The sequence below is a fragment of the Methanobacterium formicicum DSM 3637 genome (assembly GCF_000302455.1).
Classification (GTDB): domain Archaea; phylum Methanobacteriota; class Methanobacteria; order Methanobacteriales; family Methanobacteriaceae; genus Methanobacterium; species Methanobacterium formicicum_A.
In genome coordinates this window covers 88,835-109,721 of sequence record NZ_AMPO01000002.1, presented here as the reverse complement: position 1 = coordinate 109,721, position 20,887 = coordinate 88,835, and the positions used below count along the sequence as shown (strand labels likewise).

Annotated in this window: 20 protein-coding genes; 10 read left to right on the top strand and 10 right to left on the bottom strand. The window is 37.0% G+C overall.

Going from position 1 to position 20,887, the window contains the following annotated elements; translation table 11 throughout:
* The first annotated feature begins 162 nt into the window (after positions 1 to 162).
* A complete protein-coding gene (locus A994_RS03175) occupies positions 163 to 594 on the top strand; it encodes a UPF0179 family protein (protein WP_004029829.1) in 432 nt (143 codons plus the stop codon).
* Between the two features lie 248 nt (positions 595 to 842).
* The gene (gene rpiA, locus A994_RS03170) at positions 843 to 1,559 is read left to right on the top strand and encodes a ribose-5-phosphate isomerase RpiA (protein ID WP_004029828.1); all 717 of its coding nucleotides are present in this window, start codon (positions 843 to 845) and stop codon (positions 1,557 to 1,559) included.
* Between the two features lie 150 nt (positions 1,560 to 1,709).
* Here rpiA and A994_RS03165 read toward each other — a convergent pair whose 3' ends face one another.
* The 3 genes from A994_RS03165 to A994_RS03155 all read right to left on the bottom strand — a co-directional run bounded on the left by A994_RS03165 (position 1,710) and on the right by A994_RS03155 (position 4,409).
* Positions 1,710 to 2,513, bottom strand: coding sequence for a metal ABC transporter permease (locus tag A994_RS03165; protein WP_004029827.1), 804 nt, complete (start codon positions 2,511 to 2,513; stop codon positions 1,710 to 1,712).
* Positions 2,514 to 2,569: 56 nt separating this feature from the next.
* A complete protein-coding gene (locus A994_RS03160) occupies positions 2,570 to 3,334 on the bottom strand; it encodes a metal ABC transporter ATP-binding protein (RefSeq protein ID WP_004029826.1) in 765 nt (254 codons plus the stop codon).
* A gap of 187 nt (positions 3,335 to 3,521) precedes the next feature.
* The gene (locus tag A994_RS03155; protein WP_004029825.1) at positions 3,522 to 4,409 is read right to left on the bottom strand and encodes a metal ABC transporter solute-binding protein, Zn/Mn family; all 888 of its coding nucleotides are present in this window, start codon (positions 4,407 to 4,409) and stop codon (positions 3,522 to 3,524) included.
* 148 nt (positions 4,410 to 4,557) lie between these two features.
* On the opposite strand from A994_RS03155, the gene A994_RS03150 reads away from it, so the two are divergent.
* Positions 4,558 to 4,950, top strand: coding sequence for a CopG family ribbon-helix-helix protein (locus A994_RS03150; RefSeq protein WP_048204046.1), 393 nt, complete (start codon positions 4,558 to 4,560; stop codon positions 4,948 to 4,950).
* A 72-nt stretch (positions 4,951 to 5,022) separates the two neighbouring features.
* Here A994_RS03150 and A994_RS03145 read toward each other — a convergent pair whose 3' ends face one another.
* The 3 genes from A994_RS03145 to A994_RS03135 form a co-directional block, all read right to left on the bottom strand.
* Complete coding sequence (locus A994_RS03145; RefSeq protein ID WP_004029823.1) at positions 5,023 to 7,161, bottom strand: thioredoxin domain-containing protein; 2,139 nt, start codon at positions 7,159 to 7,161, stop codon at positions 5,023 to 5,025.
* A gap of 198 nt (positions 7,162 to 7,359) precedes the next feature.
* Positions 7,360 to 7,548 (bottom strand): 4-oxalocrotonate tautomerase DmpI, encoded by a 189-nt coding sequence (gene dmpI / locus A994_RS03140; protein WP_004029822.1) that lies wholly within the window; start codon positions 7,546 to 7,548, stop codon positions 7,360 to 7,362.
* Between the two features lie 213 nt (positions 7,549 to 7,761).
* The gene (locus A994_RS03135) at positions 7,762 to 8,139 is read right to left on the bottom strand and encodes a hypothetical protein (protein WP_048204045.1); all 378 of its coding nucleotides are present in this window, start codon (positions 8,137 to 8,139) and stop codon (positions 7,762 to 7,764) included.
* Between the two features lie 371 nt (positions 8,140 to 8,510).
* On the opposite strand from A994_RS03135, the gene A994_RS03130 reads away from it, so the two are divergent.
* From A994_RS03130 to A994_RS03120, 4 genes are all read left to right on the top strand, one after another.
* Positions 8,511 to 9,005 carry a hypothetical protein gene (locus A994_RS03130; RefSeq protein WP_004029820.1) on the top strand — a complete coding sequence of 165 codons (495 nt, stop codon included), beginning with the start codon at positions 8,511 to 8,513 and terminating at the stop codon, positions 9,003 to 9,005.
* Positions 9,006 to 9,533: 528 nt separating this feature from the next.
* The gene (locus A994_RS13245) at positions 9,534 to 9,692 is read left to right on the top strand and encodes a zinc ribbon domain-containing protein (RefSeq protein WP_004029819.1); all 159 of its coding nucleotides are present in this window, start codon (positions 9,534 to 9,536) and stop codon (positions 9,690 to 9,692) included.
* 464 nt (positions 9,693 to 10,156) lie between these two features.
* A complete protein-coding gene (locus A994_RS03125) occupies positions 10,157 to 12,523 on the top strand; it encodes a PAS domain-containing protein (protein WP_004029818.1) in 2,367 nt (788 codons plus the stop codon).
* A 566-nt stretch (positions 12,524 to 13,089) separates the two neighbouring features.
* Positions 13,090 to 13,470, top strand: coding sequence for a hypothetical protein (locus tag A994_RS03120; protein ID WP_004029817.1), 381 nt, complete (start codon positions 13,090 to 13,092; stop codon positions 13,468 to 13,470).
* 284 nt (positions 13,471 to 13,754) lie between these two features.
* On the opposite strand, the gene A994_RS03110 is transcribed toward A994_RS03120, so the two are convergent.
* The gene (locus A994_RS03110; protein WP_004029816.1) at positions 13,755 to 14,405 is read right to left on the bottom strand and encodes a tetratricopeptide repeat protein; all 651 of its coding nucleotides are present in this window, start codon (positions 14,403 to 14,405) and stop codon (positions 13,755 to 13,757) included.
* Between the two features lie 310 nt (positions 14,406 to 14,715).
* Between A994_RS03110 and A994_RS03105 the strand changes: the two genes are divergently transcribed.
* Positions 14,716 to 15,258 (top strand): manganese efflux pump MntP, encoded by a 543-nt coding sequence (locus tag A994_RS03105; RefSeq protein WP_237739692.1) that lies wholly within the window; start codon positions 14,716 to 14,718, stop codon positions 15,256 to 15,258.
* 80 nt (positions 15,259 to 15,338) lie between these two features.
* Here the strand turns inward: A994_RS03105 and A994_RS03100 are convergent, their stop codons facing one another.
* Complete coding sequence (locus A994_RS03100) at positions 15,339 to 16,835, bottom strand: PP2C family protein-serine/threonine phosphatase (RefSeq protein WP_004029814.1); 1,497 nt, start codon at positions 16,833 to 16,835, stop codon at positions 15,339 to 15,341.
* Positions 16,836 to 16,990: 155 nt separating this feature from the next.
* Here A994_RS03100 and A994_RS03095 point away from each other — a divergent pair, with 155 nt between their 5' ends.
* Positions 16,991 to 18,733, top strand: a complete 1,743-nt coding sequence (locus A994_RS03095) for an ABC-ATPase domain-containing protein (RefSeq protein ID WP_004029813.1) — start codon at positions 16,991 to 16,993, stop codon at positions 18,731 to 18,733.
* 329 nt (positions 18,734 to 19,062) lie between these two features.
* Positions 19,063 to 19,401: a zinc-ribbon domain-containing protein gene (locus A994_RS03090; RefSeq protein ID WP_004029812.1), complete on the top strand. Its 339-nt coding sequence runs from the start codon at positions 19,063 to 19,065 to the stop codon at positions 19,399 to 19,401.
* Positions 19,402 to 19,473: 72 nt separating this feature from the next.
* On the opposite strand, the gene A994_RS03085 is transcribed toward A994_RS03090, so the two are convergent.
* Positions 19,474 to 19,755, bottom strand: a complete 282-nt coding sequence (locus A994_RS03085) for a protease htpX (RefSeq protein ID WP_100222245.1) — start codon at positions 19,753 to 19,755, stop codon at positions 19,474 to 19,476.
* A gap of 151 nt (positions 19,756 to 19,906) precedes the next feature.
* Complete coding sequence (locus A994_RS03080) at positions 19,907 to 20,782, bottom strand: hypothetical protein (RefSeq protein WP_004029810.1); 876 nt, start codon at positions 20,780 to 20,782, stop codon at positions 19,907 to 19,909.
* Positions 20,783 to 20,887 lie beyond the last annotated feature (105 nt).

Here is a 20,887-nt window from a genome sequence, read left to right as displayed (position 1 = left end):
AATATTACAAAAAATGAACCAGGAATTACACATGAACTTAAAATATACATGAATGAATAGGAGATTACCTAAAAAAAGGTGACATCAAAAACTCAATTTAATATTTATTAAACTAATTAATTAGGGGCAGGGAGACTTTTAATTCCATGGAGTGGATAGATAATGATAACCCTCATCGGAAACAATTTAGCAGAAAAAGGACTTAAATTTATGCATTATGGGGCAGCCAGCCAGTGTGATACTTGCCGCTTCAAAGCAACCTGTATTGAATCCCTGGAAGAGGGTAGAATATACCGTATAAGAGAGGTTAAAAACACAGAACATCCCTGTATGGTTCATGATAGTGGTAAGGTTAAAGTGGTAGACGTGGAAAAAGCCATAATAAAAGCTGCTATTAATTCTAAACGTGCATTTGAAGGTTCTAATATTGTCTTTAGCCCCCCTGAATGTGACCAAGAGTGTTCACTGCGTGATCTTTGCTTTCCAGAGGGACTTTACCCTGAAGATAAATGTAAAATCGCAAAGAAAATGGGAAAACCCAGTGAAAAATGTCCTAAAGGACTCGACCTCAGCGTGGTCATGCTCAGATATTAATTAATGAGTATTAATTTTATTCAAGTTTAAGAATAAACCCCACATTAAGAGTAAACCCCCATATTAAGAGTAAACCCTGTAATATAAGAGTAAAAAACTCTAAAACTATGAATTAGATTCATACGGAATAATTTATAATGGAGTTCTAACTGTATTTTATATAGAGTTTTAACTGTATTTTGCATAATTAAATGACTAAATTATATTTGTTAATCAAATTGATATTTTAAGTTAAATGGAGATAACATATGCATCCGAAAAAAGAAGTTGCCTGGGAAGCTGTCCAGCTGGTAGATGATGCTAAAAAGGAAGTTGCCGAAAAAGCAGCGATGATGGTCTCTGACGGACAAGTCCTGGGACTGGGAACTGGATCAACTGCCCATTACTTTATTCAAAAACTGGGAGAAAGGATCAAAGAAGAGGAAATTGAACTTATGGGAATACCAACCTCATATCAGTCTTTTTTCCTGGCAAGGGATTGTGGAATACCTTTAACCACCCTTGATGAACACCTCCCTGATCTGGCTGTTGATGGTGCAGATGAGGTAGATCCTGATTTGAATCTCATAAAAGGTGGAGGAGCTGCTCACACCTTAGAGAAGATCGTTGACTCCTCAGCAGGTAAATTCCTGGTCATTGTAGATGAATCCAAAGAGGTTAAACAACTTGGAGATTTTCCAGTGCCACTGGAGGTCATACCATCAGCTTACCGACCAGTAACAGAATGGATTAAAACAGCAGGCGGTGTGCCCTCCCTTAGAATGGCCCAGATGAAAGATGGTCCAGTTATAACTGACAATAATAACTTTGTGGTGGATGTTCAGTTTGAGGAGATACCTAAACCCCATGAACTGGAAGTAGCACTTAACAGTATCCCCGGTGTGGTGGAAAATGGTATATTCGCAGGTATTGCGGACCAGGTACTGATTGCCACATCTGAAGGAGTCAAATCATTGAAAAAATAATTCACTCAACTCTTTTTTTATTTTTATAATAATTTATTCTTCAATCAATTATTCTTCAATCAATTAAATATAATGTTTAAATTCTCTTATTAGTAGCAGTTCATGATTATGGTCCATATTAGTCTATTATTCCATCATTAAAGCAGAGTATTATTCCATTAACTTCTGGATTAATACTGAAACTAAAAATCCCAATCCCAGAACCAGGACAATGGTTGCTCCGGAAGCCAGGTTGAAAAGGTAGGACAGGTAAAGACCGGCTGTTGTGAGTATCATTCCCAGGATCACCGATAGGATCATCATCCGCCCCAGATTATAGGTGTACTGTTTAGCGATAGCTGCGGGGATGGTTAAAAGGGCTATTACCAGAATAACTCCCACCACTTTAATCATAACCACCACTGATAGTGCCACCAGGGACAATAAGAGGAGATAAATAGCTGTGGTAGGGATACCCATCACCTGACTGAATTCCTCATCAAATGAGATGCCCTGAAATTCCCTTCGGAATAAAAGAACCATGAAGATAATTATAACATCTAAAATGAACATTATGATCAGGTCATTAAGTGGAACGGTGAGTATGCTTCCGAAAAGGTAACTCATGAGATCAGGCACGTATCCTGGAGTTAAGTTGATGAATATTATTCCTATGGCCATTCCCAGACTCCATAGTATACCAATAGCTGTGTCTTCACTGATTTTAACTTTTTTACTGGTTAATCCCATTAACAGGGCGGACACTATGCTGAATGGTATTGCTGCAAGTATGGGGTTTACTCCCAGGAAGTATCCCAGTCCGATTCCCCCAAAGGCTGCGTGGGATATTCCCCCACTGATGAAGACTATGCGCTTAACAACCACGTAAGTCCCCACCAATCCACAGGCCACGCTCACCAGAACTGCGGCTAGGAATGCATTCTGCATGAAAGTGTATTCAAGTATTCCAGTCAATTAAATCAATCTCCAGATGTATAGAATTTTTTATAATTTTTATTTTTTTAAAAAATTTAATGTTTTTTCAGAACTCTGTGAGGAATTCCATGACTTATAAGATCAATCGGACAGTTATAAACGGCTTCCAATCCCTCTCCCGAGTTTTCCACCGGACCATGGTAGTACAGTTTCTGATTTAAACAGGCAATGTTATCCACCTGGGTGGAAACAGCACCTACATCGTGACTTACCAGGACTATGGCCATCCTCTTTCGAAGTTGGGATAAGAGTTTATAGAATGAATTCTGCATTTCAGGGTCGATACTGGCCATGGGTTCATCCAGAAGCAGTAGTTTAGGTTCCCTTACCAGTGCCCGTGCAATGAAAACACGCTGCATTTGACCCCCGGAAAGTCGGCTCATCTGACGATCCCGCAGCTTTATCATACCCACTTCTTCCAGAGCTTTTTTGACCATTTCCCAGTCTTCATCGGAGTAACCTTTGAAAAAACCATGATACCTCCCGGATAAGACTGTGTCAAAGACATTTATGGGAAAATCAGGGTCAAAAGATACATGCTGGGGGAGGTAGCCAATGGGGTTATGGGGATTTCCAGGTCTGTTTCCAAATACTGAAATTTGACCATGATCTGTTTTTGTGAGTCCTAAGATGACCTTAAGAAGGGTACTTTTACCCCCACCATTAGGGCCGATTATGGCTAAAAAGTCATTCAACCCAATGTTAAGGTTAATATTTGTGAGTACTGGTTGATTATTAATCTTTAAAGATACATTCTCCATTTCAACCGCATTGTTAACCAGGCCCTGATTCTGTACCATTTTACTCACATTACCCTTATTTTGAACTATTTAACCCACATTACCCTCATTCTATACTATTTTACCAGCATATCCTCATTCTATCAACTTTACCATCATATCCTTATTTTAACTTATTTTACCATATTGCCATTATTATGAACCATTTTTATCAAAATACTCTTAAAATTGTTAATAATTATGGAATTTAAGTAGCTGCAAATGCTTCTGCTACATTTTTCATGTTTTCCAGGTAGTCACGGCTGAGTGGATCCACTACCACTACTTTACCCCCGATTTCATTGGCAATTACCTGGGCATTGCTGGTGGAAAACTCAGGGGAGACAAAAATTACCTTAATACTTTCATTACGAGCTGTGTCAACCAAAAAAGCTATATTTTGAGGTGTTGGTTCTTTTCCTGCCTGTTCTATGGCTACTTGCTGGAGATTATAATCCTTGCAGAAATAAGCCCATGCAGGGTGGTAAACCATTATTTTAGTATTGTTTTTACCAGACATGGTCTGGGTTATATTCTTATCCAGATCATCTAGTTCTTTTAAATATTCATCCCTGTTTTTGGTGTAATAATCCTTATTTTGAGGATCTTCCTGCACAAGGGCCTGGTAAATATTTTCCACCATGATTTTAGCATTTCTGGGTGAAACCCACACATGTGGATCGCTACCCTCTTCAGCTTCTGCAGTGTTAGGTATGAGTTGGATGCCTGCAGAACTGTTAACCACCTTCATTTGACTGTTCATACTGGTCAACTTGTCCATCCAGGTAAGTTCGAATTCTATACCTGATCCAACCTGGAAGTAGATCTGGGCATCCTGAACCTGTTTCATCTGGCTGGGAAGAGGCTCGTAGGTATGGGGATCTGCACCAGGTGGTACCATCACCGTTACATTCACCCTGTCCCCACCTACTCGTTTTACGAACTCTTCCTGGGGTCCCACCGTTACCACAACTCCTATTTTACCATTAGATGATCCATTGGAATTTCCAGTGGAAGTGTAGAAATAAATGGTGAATGCCAGTAAAATAAATAATAATATTAATATTAAAATAATGAGAATTTTTTTTCTTTCCATAATAATTGTCACCGTGAATGATTCATTATTTAAAGAAAATCATGTTTAGGGATAATTTTATGTAATATTATATAGTTTTATTAATATTTATAAATTTTCTTAATAAAAATTAACAAGGTTTTTATATTATTTTATTAATACTAAGGGCATGGCCATAATTAGCGTGTCCCTCAGTGAAAAACTTCTAGATGAAATTGATGCTCTGAAGGATGATATTGGATTCTCTGGCCGTTCTGAAATATTCAGAGCCAGTACTCGGCTTTTAATCGCAGATAATGATGAAAAAAAGAATTTAGAAGGATATATTAATTCCATACTTATTTTAATCCATCCCAAAAAATCAGAGGACAAGGTTACCCAGATAAAGCATAATTTTGAGGATATTATCAACACCCAGATACACAGCCATCTTCAGGAGAACCAGTGCCTGGAACTTTTTATCCTGGAGGGAGATGCAGGGAGGATGAGGGAACTTTCCCGTCTATTAAATCGTAACATCAAGTTTTTATATTCTAAACTGGTTCCATTACCTCAGGAATAATTTCCTTTTACCTCCGGAATAATTTCCGTTATCTCAGGAATAATTAATTACGGATTTCCCAATTGACGGATTTCATTTTAAAATATTGATTAAATCATCTGGATTGTTTACTGGAGCATGGCAGGTGCCATTGCCACAGACATATGCTGTGGCCTGACCATTAACGATAGTTTTATGTTCCAGAGATCCGACAATCTGATTTATCAATGAATCATCACTTGAGTTGAGGATTAAAATTACATTGGGCAGATATTCTTTTTGAATTGTGTTTAACAATACCTGGGTGTCCGGGCTGTCCTTTTCTCCACAGATTACAACCTGGAAGGAGGGACCTATCTTGAGGATTATTGCTGATAAGAACATGGTGAATGCAGAGGGTGATTGTGTTATCATTGAAGCGAAATATGATTCCAAACCATGGAAACTCTCACTGATTTTCATATCATCAATTATTAAGGAAAATTTCTCCAGGTTCATCATCTGCACTGAATTTCCAGAGGGTAATGCTGTGTCATAGGCTTCTTTTTGTCTTACCAGGATTTTCTGAGTGAAATCTGAGGTGAAATAGAACCCACCATTATCATGATCCAGGAAGTGTTCCAGAAGGGTTTGATTAAGTTTAAGGGCAATTTCAAGATATTCTGATTGGAATGTAGCTTGATATAGTTCCAGTAATCCCCATATAAGGTAAGCATAATCATCAAGATTACCATCCACCGCAGCTTCACCATCCCTCCAGCGATGTTTTAATCTCCCCTGATGGTGCAGTTTGGTCATTATAAATTTCACTGCATCTCCAGCTGCCATTAAATAATCTTCTCTTTTGAATGAATTACCTGCCAGTGCTAGGGCTACAATGACCAGCCCATTCCAGTCAGTGAGGACCTTATCATCCTTATGAGGATGTATCCTTGATTTTCGGGCATGAAACAATGTTTCCCTTGCAGTTTCTGTTTTCCACCATAACTCTTCAGTGGAGATTCCCAGTTTTTTTGAAAGCTCATCCCAGGTTTGAGTCCTGTGAAGTATGTTTTTACCGGTTTTAACTCGTGTGGCTTCATCCTTGAAGTTTCCCTCCTCTGAAACAGAGTAAATCTCCGAGAACAGGGCTCCATCATTAGAACCCAACAGGTCCATGATTTCATCCTGAGTCCACAGGTAGAACTTGCCTTCTTCTCCTTCACTGTCTGCATCCTCAGCAGAATAGAATCCACCTTCAGGTGATCTCATATCCCTTAAAATGTATTCAAGAACTTCTTCTGCTGTTTCCCTGTATTGTGTTTTCCCGGTGGCCTGGAAGGCTTCGGTGTATGCAATTGCCAGGAGGGCCTGGTCATATAACATCTTTTCAAAGTGTGGAACCATCCACTGGCGATCTACAGTGTAACGGTGAAAACCAAAGCCAACATGATCATAAATTCCCCCTTTCTTCATGGCATCCAGTGTTCTCTCCACCATGGTTAAAGCCATGTCTTCACCAGTATGTTTCCAGTACCTTAAAAGGAAAAGCAGGTGGTGGGGTGTGGGGAATTTCTGATTATTCCCGAAGCCGGTGTATTTTTCATCAAAGTTATCGCTGAGTGACTGGTAAGCTTGTTTTAAAATTTCTTCACCTAATTCTTGGCTTGATTCTGGAAATCCCTGGGACCCTTTTACAGTTTGAGGTAGTGGGCCTTCAGATATCTGCTGGAGTGAATGGGTCAGTTCTTCGGCTGATTTAACCAATTCACCCCTTTTGTTGTCCCATAAATCTCTGACATTTAATATGAGGTCCCTGAGGCCTGTTCCCCTGGGACCTGTATCTTTGGGGAAGTAAGTTCCTGCAAAGAATGGCTTCAGGTCAGGAGTCATGATAACTGTGAGTGGCCATCCCCCACTGCCGGTGATCATCTGACAGACGGTCATGTAGACACTATCAATATCAGGTCTTTCCTCCCGGTCAACCTTAACTGGTACAAAGACCTGGTTTAGGAGATCACCTATTTCAGGGTCCTGGAAGGATTCCCTGGCCATGACATGGCACCAGTGGCAGGTTGAGTAACCAATTGATAAAAATATAGGTTTATCTTCATTTTTAGCCTTATTAAATGCTTCATCACCCCATGGATACCAGTCTACAGGGTTATCTACGTGTTGAAGTAAGTAAGGGCTTTTTTCATTTTTAAGATGGTTTTGGTTTTTTCCAGATTCTGGGGAAGGGTTAAGGGACATTTTTATCGCCAATGATATTTTATTTAGGATTAAATTGGATTTTTACGCCAAATTTAAATGTTTATCAAATTGAGAAATTCTTTTAAATTGAGAAATTCTTTAAATTGAGAAATTCTTTAAATTGAGATATTCATCAATTTGAAAGATAAATTTTTTATTTTCACCAGGATTTTTAATTTACCTAGGATGCATGGTCCATTAGGGTTCACGATCACAGAGCAGGATGTCTCCGGTCCCCACATTCTCTGATTCTACTTCCCGAATTATGACCACCATGGCCGATACTGGAAGGTTCATTACCTTGCTGGCGGTTCTGGCAAATGAACTTACTAATTCCCTTTTCTGCTCCTTGTTCATTGGGGGAGCATCTATGGTTATAACTGGCATGATTTTACCTCCAAATTACGAGTTTTCCACATGTGTTTTCCACATTTTACTGAGTGGAGTTTCCTTAATTCATTGAGTATAGATTATAAGTTTCCCGAGTCATAAACTTAATTAAATCATTGAAAATTAATGAAAAATTAATAGAATTAATATTTTAACTACTCAATTTTAATTACTTGAAGATTTTTTTATAGAATGATGATGAAATACGACTTATCTTGGTTTTAGCATTTTAATCATAGAGTACATTTTCTCTATGTTTATTGCCACCAGTTCATCCGGTCTTTTAGGTGGAAGACCTTTAGTGCTGATTGTTCGCAAATTTTCGAGGCCTTCTTTCTGTTTCTTAATTTGCTGATCTGTGGGTTCTGAAGCAAGGTTGTCTGGTAGTGTCTCTTTTGTAATTATTTTTGAATGAATGTAAGTAGAATTATTATGATATGTAGTATAATTTAGCGAAGTATCATTTATAAAAGCGAAAACATCACTTCCCTGATTAGTACCACCCATTGTAGCTGATACTGCCCCCGAAAAAGTAGATAATACAAAAATAAAGGATAATAAAAATACGATTGCTTTTTGGTTATTCATATGATCTAAGCCTTCTACATAATAATTAATGAATATAATTTTATAATAATATAATAATTTAACATTTATACTTTTAGTTTAAGGCTTTTAAAAATCAGTACAAATAGTAAATTGACGATCATCTTAAAAAATATTCCAAATACTGAAAGTAGTAGCCTAATGGTTACTTATAAATAATTTTTTCTGAGTGAAAACTTGAAATAATATATTTTGTGATATTAATACAACAAAATTATCAGTATAACTAATGGAAAAGATGTGCTATTTCATATAATCGTGCATACAATAATTATACAAAAAGGAAATGATTATGCAAAAAGACTTGGGCAATTTATACTAATAACTCATTAAAATCTTACTAGGAGACTTACATGAAAGACAATTCTATCCAGAAAAAGGAGAATACAAAAAACGAACAACCCGCAGAATCATTATCTTTAACTCAAAATCCCAATGATGAACATAAAGGGAAAAAAGTATCATCCAATGATAAAGTTCGAATTAAAGAGCTGGAAATGGAATTAGCTAAAAAAGAATCGGAGATAGTATTCTTCAAGGAAAAGGTGACCAACAACCAGGAAATCATACTGGATGTGATTGAAGAGAAGAAACTACTCAAAAAGCAGATAAAAGATTTTGAGCTTAAAGAACTGGATTTGAAACTGAATAACTACATGGAACTTCAAAGGAAACATCACAAAACAGAACACAGACTGTTTGTAACCAAGAATCACTTGGATGAAGCAAATGAAGAGCTTGAATTCAGAGCTAAGGTCATAGAAGATCTGGAAACACGTGGTTTGAGGGATCACGCCCTGGGACGGTTCCCGGATAGTTACCAGGAATATAAAAAGCGCGACAGGTAATATTTTATTCGATTATTAATATTCATGCGCTTGATTGATTTTTATTAAATTATAATCAAGTCTTTTTTTTGTTAATTTTTTTTCCAAATTTAAATAATCTGCCCGGTTTAACAGTGCAAATTTTAGGGTGAAACCACATTTTCATAAAAAATGGTGAAACCTGTGTAAAATAATCAAATAATATAGCCCAAGTCATCAAAATAGAAGCATTTCTACATTTTTGTGATATGGATATACAAAATATCATATTAATAAAAAATCTATAAAAACAGCATAAGTTTACTTCGTTAAACGATACTATTACGAAGTACACTTTACTCAACTTCAGATCATCAATTATTTGCATTTAAAATTAAAATATAATTTGGAATTTTGAGAATTAATCAATTATTTTCGCACTTTGATTCTATCTTAATATAATTTATATATTACTTACTACTGATAGTTTTATGCTTCCCAGATCAATTGATTTTCAATTGAGTTCCTTTATTTGATAACCTCGAATCATGAAATTTTAGGGAGAATAACATGTACAATGATTCCTATTTTAAAACACTTTGTCCTAAATGCAAAACTATGAACCAATATAAGGCACATTTCTGCCATAAGTGTGGTGAAAATTTAGAAAAATATCCTGAGAGTAAAACAAAAGTTACAGTACTAGATAGGGGAGGAATGCTATTTTAGGATTAAAATCAGAATTAACATGCCACCCCCTTATTAATGAGCAACAATAGCTGCAATAGGAATATTAGTTATATATTTTATAATTGGAGCTATAGGTGGAGTGATTGGCGTTTTTATTAAAGATAAAAGAATTTAATTAATAATTAAACTCATATTTTTTAAAACTAATAATTTTTATTTAAATTATACTCTTTTTATCTCCTAATACCATTAATGGTAGGTTAATATTGTCTAGTTTTTGTATTTTGAAATTGTTTCGTGGGAAAATAAAGGTAATGATATAATATTCAAGGTAAGTTTTGAAATCATATGATTCCAATTCATACTAAATAACCCACTAATGATATCTATTCTTCATTTGGTATTACACAAAAATCGAAAAGCTTTCATTATTATAATTTTCCATTTGATTCTCATTAGTAATTGATAACTTAGAGTATGACCAATAAAAACTGGTAATTACCATGTCTGGAACAAATATAATTCTCGCCATGGATAATGATACTGAAGCTCTTAAAATCAACCAGATTCTTTCCTCAGGTAATTGCAGACCATTAACATTATTTAACTGGAAAAATCCCCAGTGGGAAATTTCAAACAGTGACAAAAACGGTCAACAGGTAAGTTCAGGAAAAAGTACTGCAAATCTGGTTGATACAACCTCACTCGATCTAGATTCAGTTGATTTAATCATAATGGATGAAGAATTGCAGGAAAATTTAGAACTAAAAACATTTTTAGAGGGACCAAATAACATTAATATCACTTATAACATTCCTCGCATTTTAATTACCTCTAATTCTGATTGTAAGGATCCAGAAAGGATAGATTTAAAAGGAAATCAAATTTGTCTATCCAGACCATATAATCCCCGTGAACTTTTATTAACAGTGGAAAGTGCGTTCTACAAGAAAAACATGGAACTGGCACTAAAGGAAAGTGAAGACCAGTACCGCATTTTAATTGAAAACGCAGATGACCCCATCGCCATGATCAACTACCACGGGGAATTTCTTCTGGTGAATAAAAGCGCTGCTATTTTCTTTTCCTGTGAAGAGGAAAAATTCCTGGGAAAAACCATGTGGGAAATCTTTCCCCAGAAACAGGCAGATTCCCAGATGAAAAGTATAAGAACAGTTATCGAAACGGGTGCAGGACGTGTTATTGAGAGTAAAACCGTTATCAAGGGCAAAGAATACTATTTCAGCACCAATATCCAGCCCATGCCTTTAAAAAATGGGGAAATTGGAGCGGTGCAGCTTATTGCCCGGGATATTACTCCAATGAAAAAGGTACAGAATGCACTGGAAAAAAGCGAAGAGAAGTTCAGGGAAGTTTTCAATAATGCTAATGATGGAATATCTCTCCACCATGTTGATAATGGATTACCGGGTAATTTTTGTGAAGTAAACGATGTGGTTTGCCAGAGACTGGGCTACACCAAAGAAGAATTACTTCTTATGGGTCCGCAAGATATTATTAATCAGGAAACAAAGAAGAAGATGCCGGAAGTTATGGAAAAATTAAGCCGGGATAAGAGGGCAACTTTTGAAGCTGTGCAGTTTACCAAAGAGGGGGAATTGATTACAACCGAGATCAGTAACCATCTTTTTGATTTACAGGGAAAAGAAATGATCATGTCCATATCCCGGGATATTTCCGAGCGTAAAAAGTCCGAAAACCAGTTATTGCGCATACTGGCGGGAATAGAAGGTACTGGGGATGCCATAGGGATAGCAATGTCTGATGGTTCACATTTCTATCAAAACAAATCCTTCAACAAACTGTTCGGTTATAAAGTGGAAGAACTGAACATCCCCATGGGCCCGGTGAAGTTGTTTAAAGATAAGGAACTGGGAAGATACATATTCCAAACTATAATGAATGGTAATAACTGGGATGGGGAATTGGAAATGACTGATAAGTCAGAGAGAATTTTCCCAGTACACATACAGGCAAACGCAATTAAAAACAAGAATGATAGTGTTATTGGTTTAATTTATGTCCTGGATGATATCACCGAAAGAAAAAGAGTGGAATATGCCTTAAAAACCAGTGAGGAAAAGTTCAGAAACCTGGCTCAAACCGCAGTAGATGCCATCATCATTATTGATTGTGAAGAAAAAATTGTTTTCTCCAACAGCAGCCTGGAAAGAATTTTCGATTACAGGGAAGAAGAGATACTGGGTGAATATCTGGAAACACTCATTCCACAGCGGCACATGGAAGACTTTCAGGTAAAACTAGACTTTTTTCACCAGCACGCCCGGGAAATGGGAAATGTTTTTGAGTCATTTGGTCTTAGAAAGGATGGTAGTGAGTTCCCACTGGAGATGTCACTCAATACATGGAAAGCAGAGGGGGATGTGTACACCACATTCATCATTCGTGACATAACCCAGAGGAAGTTAAATGAGTTTAAGTTTAAGATGAGGGAAGATATCTTCCAGTTAATGGCACATAACATCGAAGAGGTCTTCTGGATCATTGACCCCCTTACTGGACAGATACTATACATGAACCCTGCTTATAAAAAGATATGGGGTCAAAACATAGAAACCCTTTACCAGAACCCCAGATCCTGGATTGAATCCATGCACCCTGAAGATAAGGAGGAATTTATTTCCTATATTTTCGGGAAAAATGGTAGGACCATTAAGCACAGGGAAAATATTGAATGCAGAGTTCTTCGTCCTGATGGAGAAGTGAGGTGGATAAAAGTCAGGGCCTTCCCAGTGATTAACCATAACAAGGAGATCTACCGCAGGATTGGTATAGCCACTGATATTACCAAGGTTCGGAATCTGGAAAATAACCGGAAAAAAGAGTGATAAAAGAGCAAAAATAGATTAAAATGTTGTTAAAAAAGCAGAATAGATTTTCACTTTTCCGGGTTTCGCATTACTATGTTATGCTGCTTAATTTAGCATACACTAACAATTTTGTAACTCCATCTTCTCTTTTTGTGATATTTTTCACATCTACATCTTAAAATTATAACTGTTTGTGAAAAGAATGTATAACTGAGGCAATAATCCAGCCAGGTGATGAACAACATTACCCTGGAAAGTGAATATTGACTAATAGCAATTATTATTTATGTACTAAAATACTGGATATTGCCTTATCCACCGCCTTAACGGACCCCTGTCCTGAAGGGGAAGAAATCCGCCGCCTCTTCCTTTTCAGGACACCTTTTTCTATTTATTGTCTATTTCTTATCCGAATAGAATATCTTTCTAAGAGAATATCTTTCTAATTAAATATCAGGATATAATTGTTGAATATGATTGAACTGTAACTCAAACGATAAAAACCTGAATACCATTTTATTTTTGTTTTAACAATTTTTTATTTGAATAATTTTTTTATACTGCATAAGAACAATACTTAGACTATGACCTCTCCAGATAATGAACCAGGAATGGTTCTATTTACACTAGTCTGCCCTGAATGTGGAGTTGCAAACCCGGATAACTCCCTCAATTGTATGGTTTGCGATAGAGATCTCACTAACATAGTCCTGTTTTTAGAGGATGACTCTTTTGACCTGGAATTAACCGATGAATTTTTAATCGAATACCGAAAAAACTTCTGGGGCACCGAAAGAACTGGTAAAGTCATTAAGTACCCCTTAAGTGAAATATCCAATATAGAATATGGATCACCAATTACTCGTTTTAAATTTGATTATAATGGCGAAAGACTGGTAATACCTTTAAAGAAAGAGAATATGGAAGTTTTGAAGGAAGTGCTTCCTAATATTATTGATGGATAGGTTACTATTAGGTAAAGGTTACTGATTTTACAAAATACAATAAAACGAAATACCATAGGAATATCATTATCACCAAAACATTTAAATAGTAGAATATCAGTAGATATGCATGTGTGTCTAGTACACACCAAAACCCATAGGTTTCAACCTTTACCTTCAACTCTATTTTTGGTTGAAACCAGAAACGTGCTTCCAGAGATAAGCCATTTTTCCCCCCTACAAACCCCACTTATTCTCTGGAAGTTTCTATTTACTATGAAATAATAAGATTATGATTTAAAATATTATTCTTTTTCTGTTGACCTGTTTTCAGCAACTTTCATTTTCAGCTCAAAAATCAATGCCCATGCTTCTTCGACTTGAGGAGAAAAGGTGGCGGATGCAAGCTGTATGAAGCGTTCCAGTGCCTCGATTGCCTCAGAGTATTCATCCAGGAAGTTGTGGGCTGAACCTTTACCTGCCCATGCCTGAGCATTATCTGGGTTGAGTTCCGTGGCCTTTGTGAAAGATTCTAGGGCCTCTTTATATTTTTTCAAACCAAAAAGGGCAGACCCACGATTATTCCAGGCCCCATCGTTATCTTTTTCCAGTTCCAGGGAGTGGTCAAATGAATTTATGGCCTCATCAAAACGGGCACGGGATGCATATAAAACTCCCAGATTAGACCATGCCTGGGCATTATCGGGTTCAAGATCAAGTGCTACCTCAAAGGATTCCTGGGCTTCATCCAGCAGTCCAATGCGAGATAGTGCAACCCCACGAATATCCCATATCTTAGCATTATCCTGGTCCAGTACCAGTGCATCATCAAAGTATAAAAGAGCGGCTTTATAACTTCTCTGGGCGAAAAGTTCATTACCCTTCTTCAAAAGGGTAATAATCTCATTTTCATTCTCTTTTTCATCATCTTTCTGCTGATTATCTTTAGGATCCAATTAAAATCACCAGGAAATCGTTGCATATATTTAAAAAATAAAAAATTCTTAAATCAAATAAAGTATTGTACGAAACTGAGTATGGATTAAAATACTTCCTGATGGTTAATCTTTTTTTCCATTAAATTCTCCATGACGTACTGGAAATATTTAACATATTATGGAATTAATTAACCTAATGGGAATTATTTAACTAATGAGACTTATTTAACTTAAAATATTTAACATATTGAGAATTTATAATCGGTTTTTATGAAGCATAACCATATAAGTGGTGTGCGCACAGGAATTAGATATGGATATTTTTTCAATGTTTTTCTTGGCAGTAGGTCTGGCCATGGATGCCTTCAGTGTATCCATCACCAGGGGAATGATTCTTAAATGTAACCTGAAGTACGCCCTTACCATTGCCATATTCTTCGGAGCATTCCAGGCTTTAATGCCAGTAGCTGGTTGGCTGGCAGGAGAACAGTTAGCTGCACTGGTTGAAGTCTGGGCACCCTGGATTGCATTCATCTTGCTTGCCTTAGTTGGGGGAAAGATGATCTACGAGGGATTACGAGAAGAAGACGAAGATGAGGATGTATGCAGGGTTTTCTCCATCCGAGATATTTTAATTCTGTCAGTTGCTACCAGTATCGATGCCTTTGCAGTTGGTGTAACCTTTGCCTTTTTAAACACACCTATACTATTACCCATCCTGATTATTGGTTTGGTAACTTTCCTGCTATCATTTATAGGAGTTTACATTGGAAAAAAAGCAGGACATCTTTTCGGAAGCAAAATTGAGGTTTTAGGAGGATTGATCCTGATTGCAATCGGGATTAAGATCCTTCTGGAAACCATGTTATAATTTAATCATATCATTAAGAAAATTAAGAGAGCATATGTGAATTTAACTTTATCATTATCTTCAATCAACTTTTAATATGTTTAATCAGCTTTTAGTATTGCCAGAACCAGGTCATTAGAATTTACATCATATGAATCTATTTTTGATTTAATAACATCTAAAATCTTTGATGGTGAAAGATCATGATTTTGAATGATTATCTGTCCCAATAGTTCTTTCCCTGAAGATTCTGGTCTTTCTAAAGCTTTTATAACCCCGTCAGTATAGAATAATAGTAAATCATCATTTTCAAGCTTCACTTGGTGTTTTTCAAGCTCAATATTTTCCAGTCGGCCCAGGGATTTATCCCCCTTTACAAGCTCGCTTAACTGGTTTGTTTTGTTCCTGAAAATCAATGGAGGACTGTGAGCTGCATTAACATAGGTAAAACACTGCGTTTTAGAGTCCAGTTCACCGTATAAGATAGTTATAAAAATTTCAGGACCAATGTCAACTGCAATCAGGTTGTTCAAATATTTTAAAAGAGCGGGAGGGTTCTGATTTTTTGCTTCTCCCCTGATTATGGTTCTGGAAAGTGCCATGAGCAGTGATGCTGGGAAACTATCCCCTGTAACATCCGCAATAACAATACCAGTTTTTTCAGGTGATATGGATACAAAATCATAAAAATCACCCCCAACTTCACGTGCAGGGATATTCAAAGCCGCAACACTAAAATTTGGGATGGATGGTAATTCTTCAGGTAGGAAGCTCTTCTGGATTTTACTGGCTACCTTAAGTTCATGTTTTTTACGTTCCAGTTCATCAAAATATAGGTCCCTCTGCTTTATTGTTTCCCTTTCCCGGAGGAGGTTGGAGATAATAAATGCAAATATGAACATTCCCAGTGCATTGGATACAATGATTGGTATGGTGAGCTCCTCCACCACTGCCAGTGCCATGTAATATGGTTTGGCAATGGCCAGGTTAATGAGAAGGTGCAGTGCTTCCATTAAAACCGCAAAAACCACCGCCCAGAAGATTCCCACAAAGCGGCGTTTGTTAATGAGAAATATTAAACCAGCAAATAGTCCGGCCAGTATGGTGGCGATGGCACAGGGTACTGCTGTGAAACCACCCAAACTCAAACGGTACAATCCACCAATTAAACCGGCACCCAGTCCCACAATAGGACCTCCTATGAGACCTGCCACCATGGGACCCAGATCCCGTACATTGGCCATGGCCCCGAAAACCTCCACTCCTGAATAAGTTCCAAAGATGGAAATTGCCCCAAAAATGAGGATAAGAATGGCCTGATTTTTAATGGTGAACTTCCCCTCCAAAACCTCGGTGAAAACGTTTAAACGGCTCACCACATAGGCAATAACCACTATCACACATGCTTTTTCCACCAGCACCAGGAGACTGTGCTGCACTGAGGACATTGGCATTTCATGAAATTGTAGAATTAAAAGAACACTTACACTGCCTATAATAGCCATAATGGCATGAATGTACATAATAGGAACTTCTTCATCCCCAGCCAGGTAATCTCTGATAGTGTGAATCCTGTCTTTTAATGTGGTTTTTGACATTGCCCTTAAACTCCTTTAATGAACATTGTGGTAGCAAAAGTTCGATCATGACCTAAACGTAATTTAGCCATTACTATACATTTTCATAAGGTAGTTAAAAAGTATTCTGTAAAATAGCCATATCTGTAAATATAAATTTAACACAGATCAGTAACATGGAACAGAAAGAAAAAATAGTCTCCATTTTAAATCGAATTGATGGAAGAGGATACAAAGCGTATCTGGATCTTAAGGGTACTTATGATTTTGATTTCTTTTCCCTCACAATTCAACACGTGCAGAGGGATCCCTTTGCCAGCCCTTCACGGTTAGTAGTGGAAGTTTATGAGAATTCATTCCCTGCCGAACTTCACCAGAACAGTGCCCGGAAGATAGCACTGGAAGATTACATTTCCCGGGCCTTCAGGAAGAGTATTGGAAAGTTCACAGACAACCAAAGAGGAAGTGGGAAAAGTGGTATTATACATATTGATGCAGGTAATCAGGAAATACTCCAGCGCAGCAGTGTGAATATCAGTCCAGATAAGTTGGAGATTCGTTTCCTGCTGGGTTTACCCGCAAGGGGCAGGAGAATAATGGGGCGTGAAGCTCAGAGGATATTGATGAAGATTTTACCCGAAATTGTTTCCGGTTCATGTTTTTATGAGAATCTTCCTTCAGATGAATTAATCCACCATGTTCAAAGTTTTGAAGATGCTGAGTACATGCGTAGCCAGCTTAAAGAGCATGAATTGGTGGCTTTCATTGTAGATGGTGCTGTTCTTCCCCGAGAAAGTGGTGTTTCAGATAGGCCACTTTCTAATGCTTTGCCGTTCAAATCACCACTATCACTCCAGGTTGCTATGGAAACAGGACAGGACTGTTCTGTTATAGGTATGGGGATTCCAGAAGGTGTTAGTCTTATTGTGGGTGGAGGTTACCATGGAAAGTCCACTTTACTCCGGGCTGTGGAGCTGGGTGTTTACAACCATATACCTGGAGATGGCAGAGAGCAGGTGGTTACACGGGCAGATGCGGTTAAAATCAGGGCCGAAGATGGGCGTAGTGTTGAAAAGGTTGATGTTAGTAGTTTTATACATAATCCTCCTGGAATTGGGGATACGAGTAGTTTTTCCACGGAAAATGCCTCTGGTTCTACCTCACAGGCTGCCAACATTATTGAATCACTGGAAGCAGGATCGAAGCTTCTTTTATTTGATGAAGATACTTCCGCGACCAATTTCATGATCCGAGATGAAAGAATGCAGCGTCTGGTTAAAAAGGATAAAGAACCCATAACACCTTTTATTGACCGTGTTGATGAGCTTTACATGGACCATGGAGTTTCTTCAGTACTGGTAATGGGTGGATCCGGTGATTATTTCCAGAAGGCAGATACTGTGATTATGATGGATAATTACCAGCCCCATAACGTTACCATGGAGGCCCGGAGGGTTTCAGAAGAGGTGCCAGATAAACGTGAAACAGAATCTAAGGGTAAATTCGGTTACACTCAGCGTTATCCTCATCCTGGATCCATCAAACCGTATAAAGGAAAACGATTGAAACTGGATAGTAGGGGTGTTTTTAATCTGATTATTGGTTCTCAAACTGTTGATCTTTCCCAGGTAGAGCAGCTGGTTGAATCCGGACAGACAAGGGCCATCAGTTACGCTCTTTACCAGTTCCATAAAACCTGTGTACAAAGTTGTAATGGAAATTCAGGTAAAAATGATTCTAAAAACAGTGCCCTGGCCGGTGTTCTGGATTATCTTGAAAAGCAGATCAATGATGAAGGACTTGATTTTTTGACTCCACCTGGGCGTGAACGACCCCACAATCTTACAAAACCACGTAGGTACGAGATTGCTGCAGCTATGAATCGCCTGCGAACATTTAAAGTGGATAAATTAGTGTAATAGATAATTAAGGGTAATAGATAATTAAGGGCAATAGATAATTATGATGTTTGAAGATTAATTAACAATTAGAAATAATATAATTAGATCTGGTAAGGGGTGTTTAAAACATGATTATGCTGTTCAAGGACAGGGATTTCATGTATTTTCCAGTTACTGTAATTATTTGTTTAGTAAATTGATGATTAATCCAGTAATGCCAGGATTATATTAATTGCGATAATATCCTGAAATATATGGATGAAATGGATTAAGGGAAATGGTTTTTAGAGGAAATATTTTAAACCAATAATAACATAATTTAATCAACAAATATTAGAGGTGATTTCATGGTTTACTGTCATAATTGTGGTACTAAAAATGATGATGATGCTGAATTTTGTTCTAAATGTGGAGAACCACTGCGGGATGTCAGGGATGATTATGATGGAAGACGCCGTCACCACCACCGTGATGATCGATATTACCGTCAGAGGAATGAATGTTTCGGACTTCCCCACGGTAATGTAATTGGACCACTTATAGGTGGAATTATATTAATTTTAATAGGTGTGGCATCATTTACAGGATTCCAGAACATTTGGAATTATATCTGGCCCGCAATTATCATCATTGTAGGTCTGTTGATAGTAGTAGGTGCAATTTACAGTTCCAGTAAAAGGAGATAATCATTAATTTTTTCCTTTTATTCTCAAACCACTTTAAATTCAATTAAAGTATAAAAACTGTTTATTAAGGTTTTAAAGCTCTTGATTGAGGTTGACTGTTTCTGAGTGTTTTAACTTTCCACCACATTCGCACTTATCACTAAAGTCATCAGGTGACTCCTCTGGTTCTAATTGGTAGTATCCACCACAGGTATCACAGACCAGATAACCGTGATTTTCGATTTGTTTATTTCTTTTTGCCCTGAACTTTTCCTTCAGTTCCTCACTAGAAACCGTCCCACTTTCGGTTATACTCCTTCTATTAGGGTTCCTCTTTTCAGCAAGTTTCCTTTTTATTTCTTCGTTAGATACCACTTCAACCACCATTATTTAACAAATCATAAAAATGTTACTGGAAATAATCCTACCCAAAGAAAATGTGATCTAGATAAATATTCTGTATGATCAAAGAGAATTCTACTCATATATAATGCTCCTAATTAACATTATGGCTCCCAACTACTATTTATGAGTTATTCTTATTTAACCTTCTTTTTAGGAAGCTAACACATCTTTTTGCATCAGGTGATTTAACATCTTTTAATTCAATTTCACCATCAGTATGTTTGATTTTTAAGGTCACCTTTCTTGGGGAAAATATTTGATAACCGTTTGAAATCAAGTTACCTAGACCGGATTTTTCTGAACTGATTTTTAGTTTACTGTTGCCCTCTAAACTATCTTCAATATTGATAATATTCTTAAATCGGATTAATTGCCCATCATCAGTTTCTATTCCTTCCTTAAGGATTTTAATAAATTTTGAATTCCCATTTCCCTTAATTATATAATGTCCTTTAGTTTCCAATATTTCCTGCACTTGTGTTGCCAGTTTAATTTCTTTCACATATGTTTTGTCCATTGATGATGCTCTGAAATCTTCGAGGGTTTTAGTTGATGAAACATTATGATCTTCAAGGGTTTTAGTTGATGAAACATTATGATCTTCAAGGGTTTTACTTGATGAAACATTATGATCTTCAAGGGTTTTACTTGATGAAGCATTATAATTTTCAACGGGCTTATTTGACGAAGTTTTATAATCTTCAGATGTTTTACTTAGGTCATTAATTATAAGATCTTCTCCATTGGAAGAAACATCCATAACATCGGCATCTTCATTATTTTCATCATCAATTTGTTTTGCATGAAGGCCTTCATTACCTGCTCCACTAACACCCTCATTACTTGTATAAACACCTTCATTTTCTTCGATAACATCAAAAGTATCTGAGTAAATTAATTCTCCCCCACATTCACATTCATTACTGAAATCTTCTGGTTTTTCTCCAGGTTGAAGTTCATAATAACCCCCGCATTTATCACAGATTAAATAACCCATTTAAGACACTCCTTCTAATCTAATACACTATCGATTTAAACACTAATCTAAGACACTAATCCAATCTAAGACACTAATTCTAATGTAACCCATTTACAATTCATT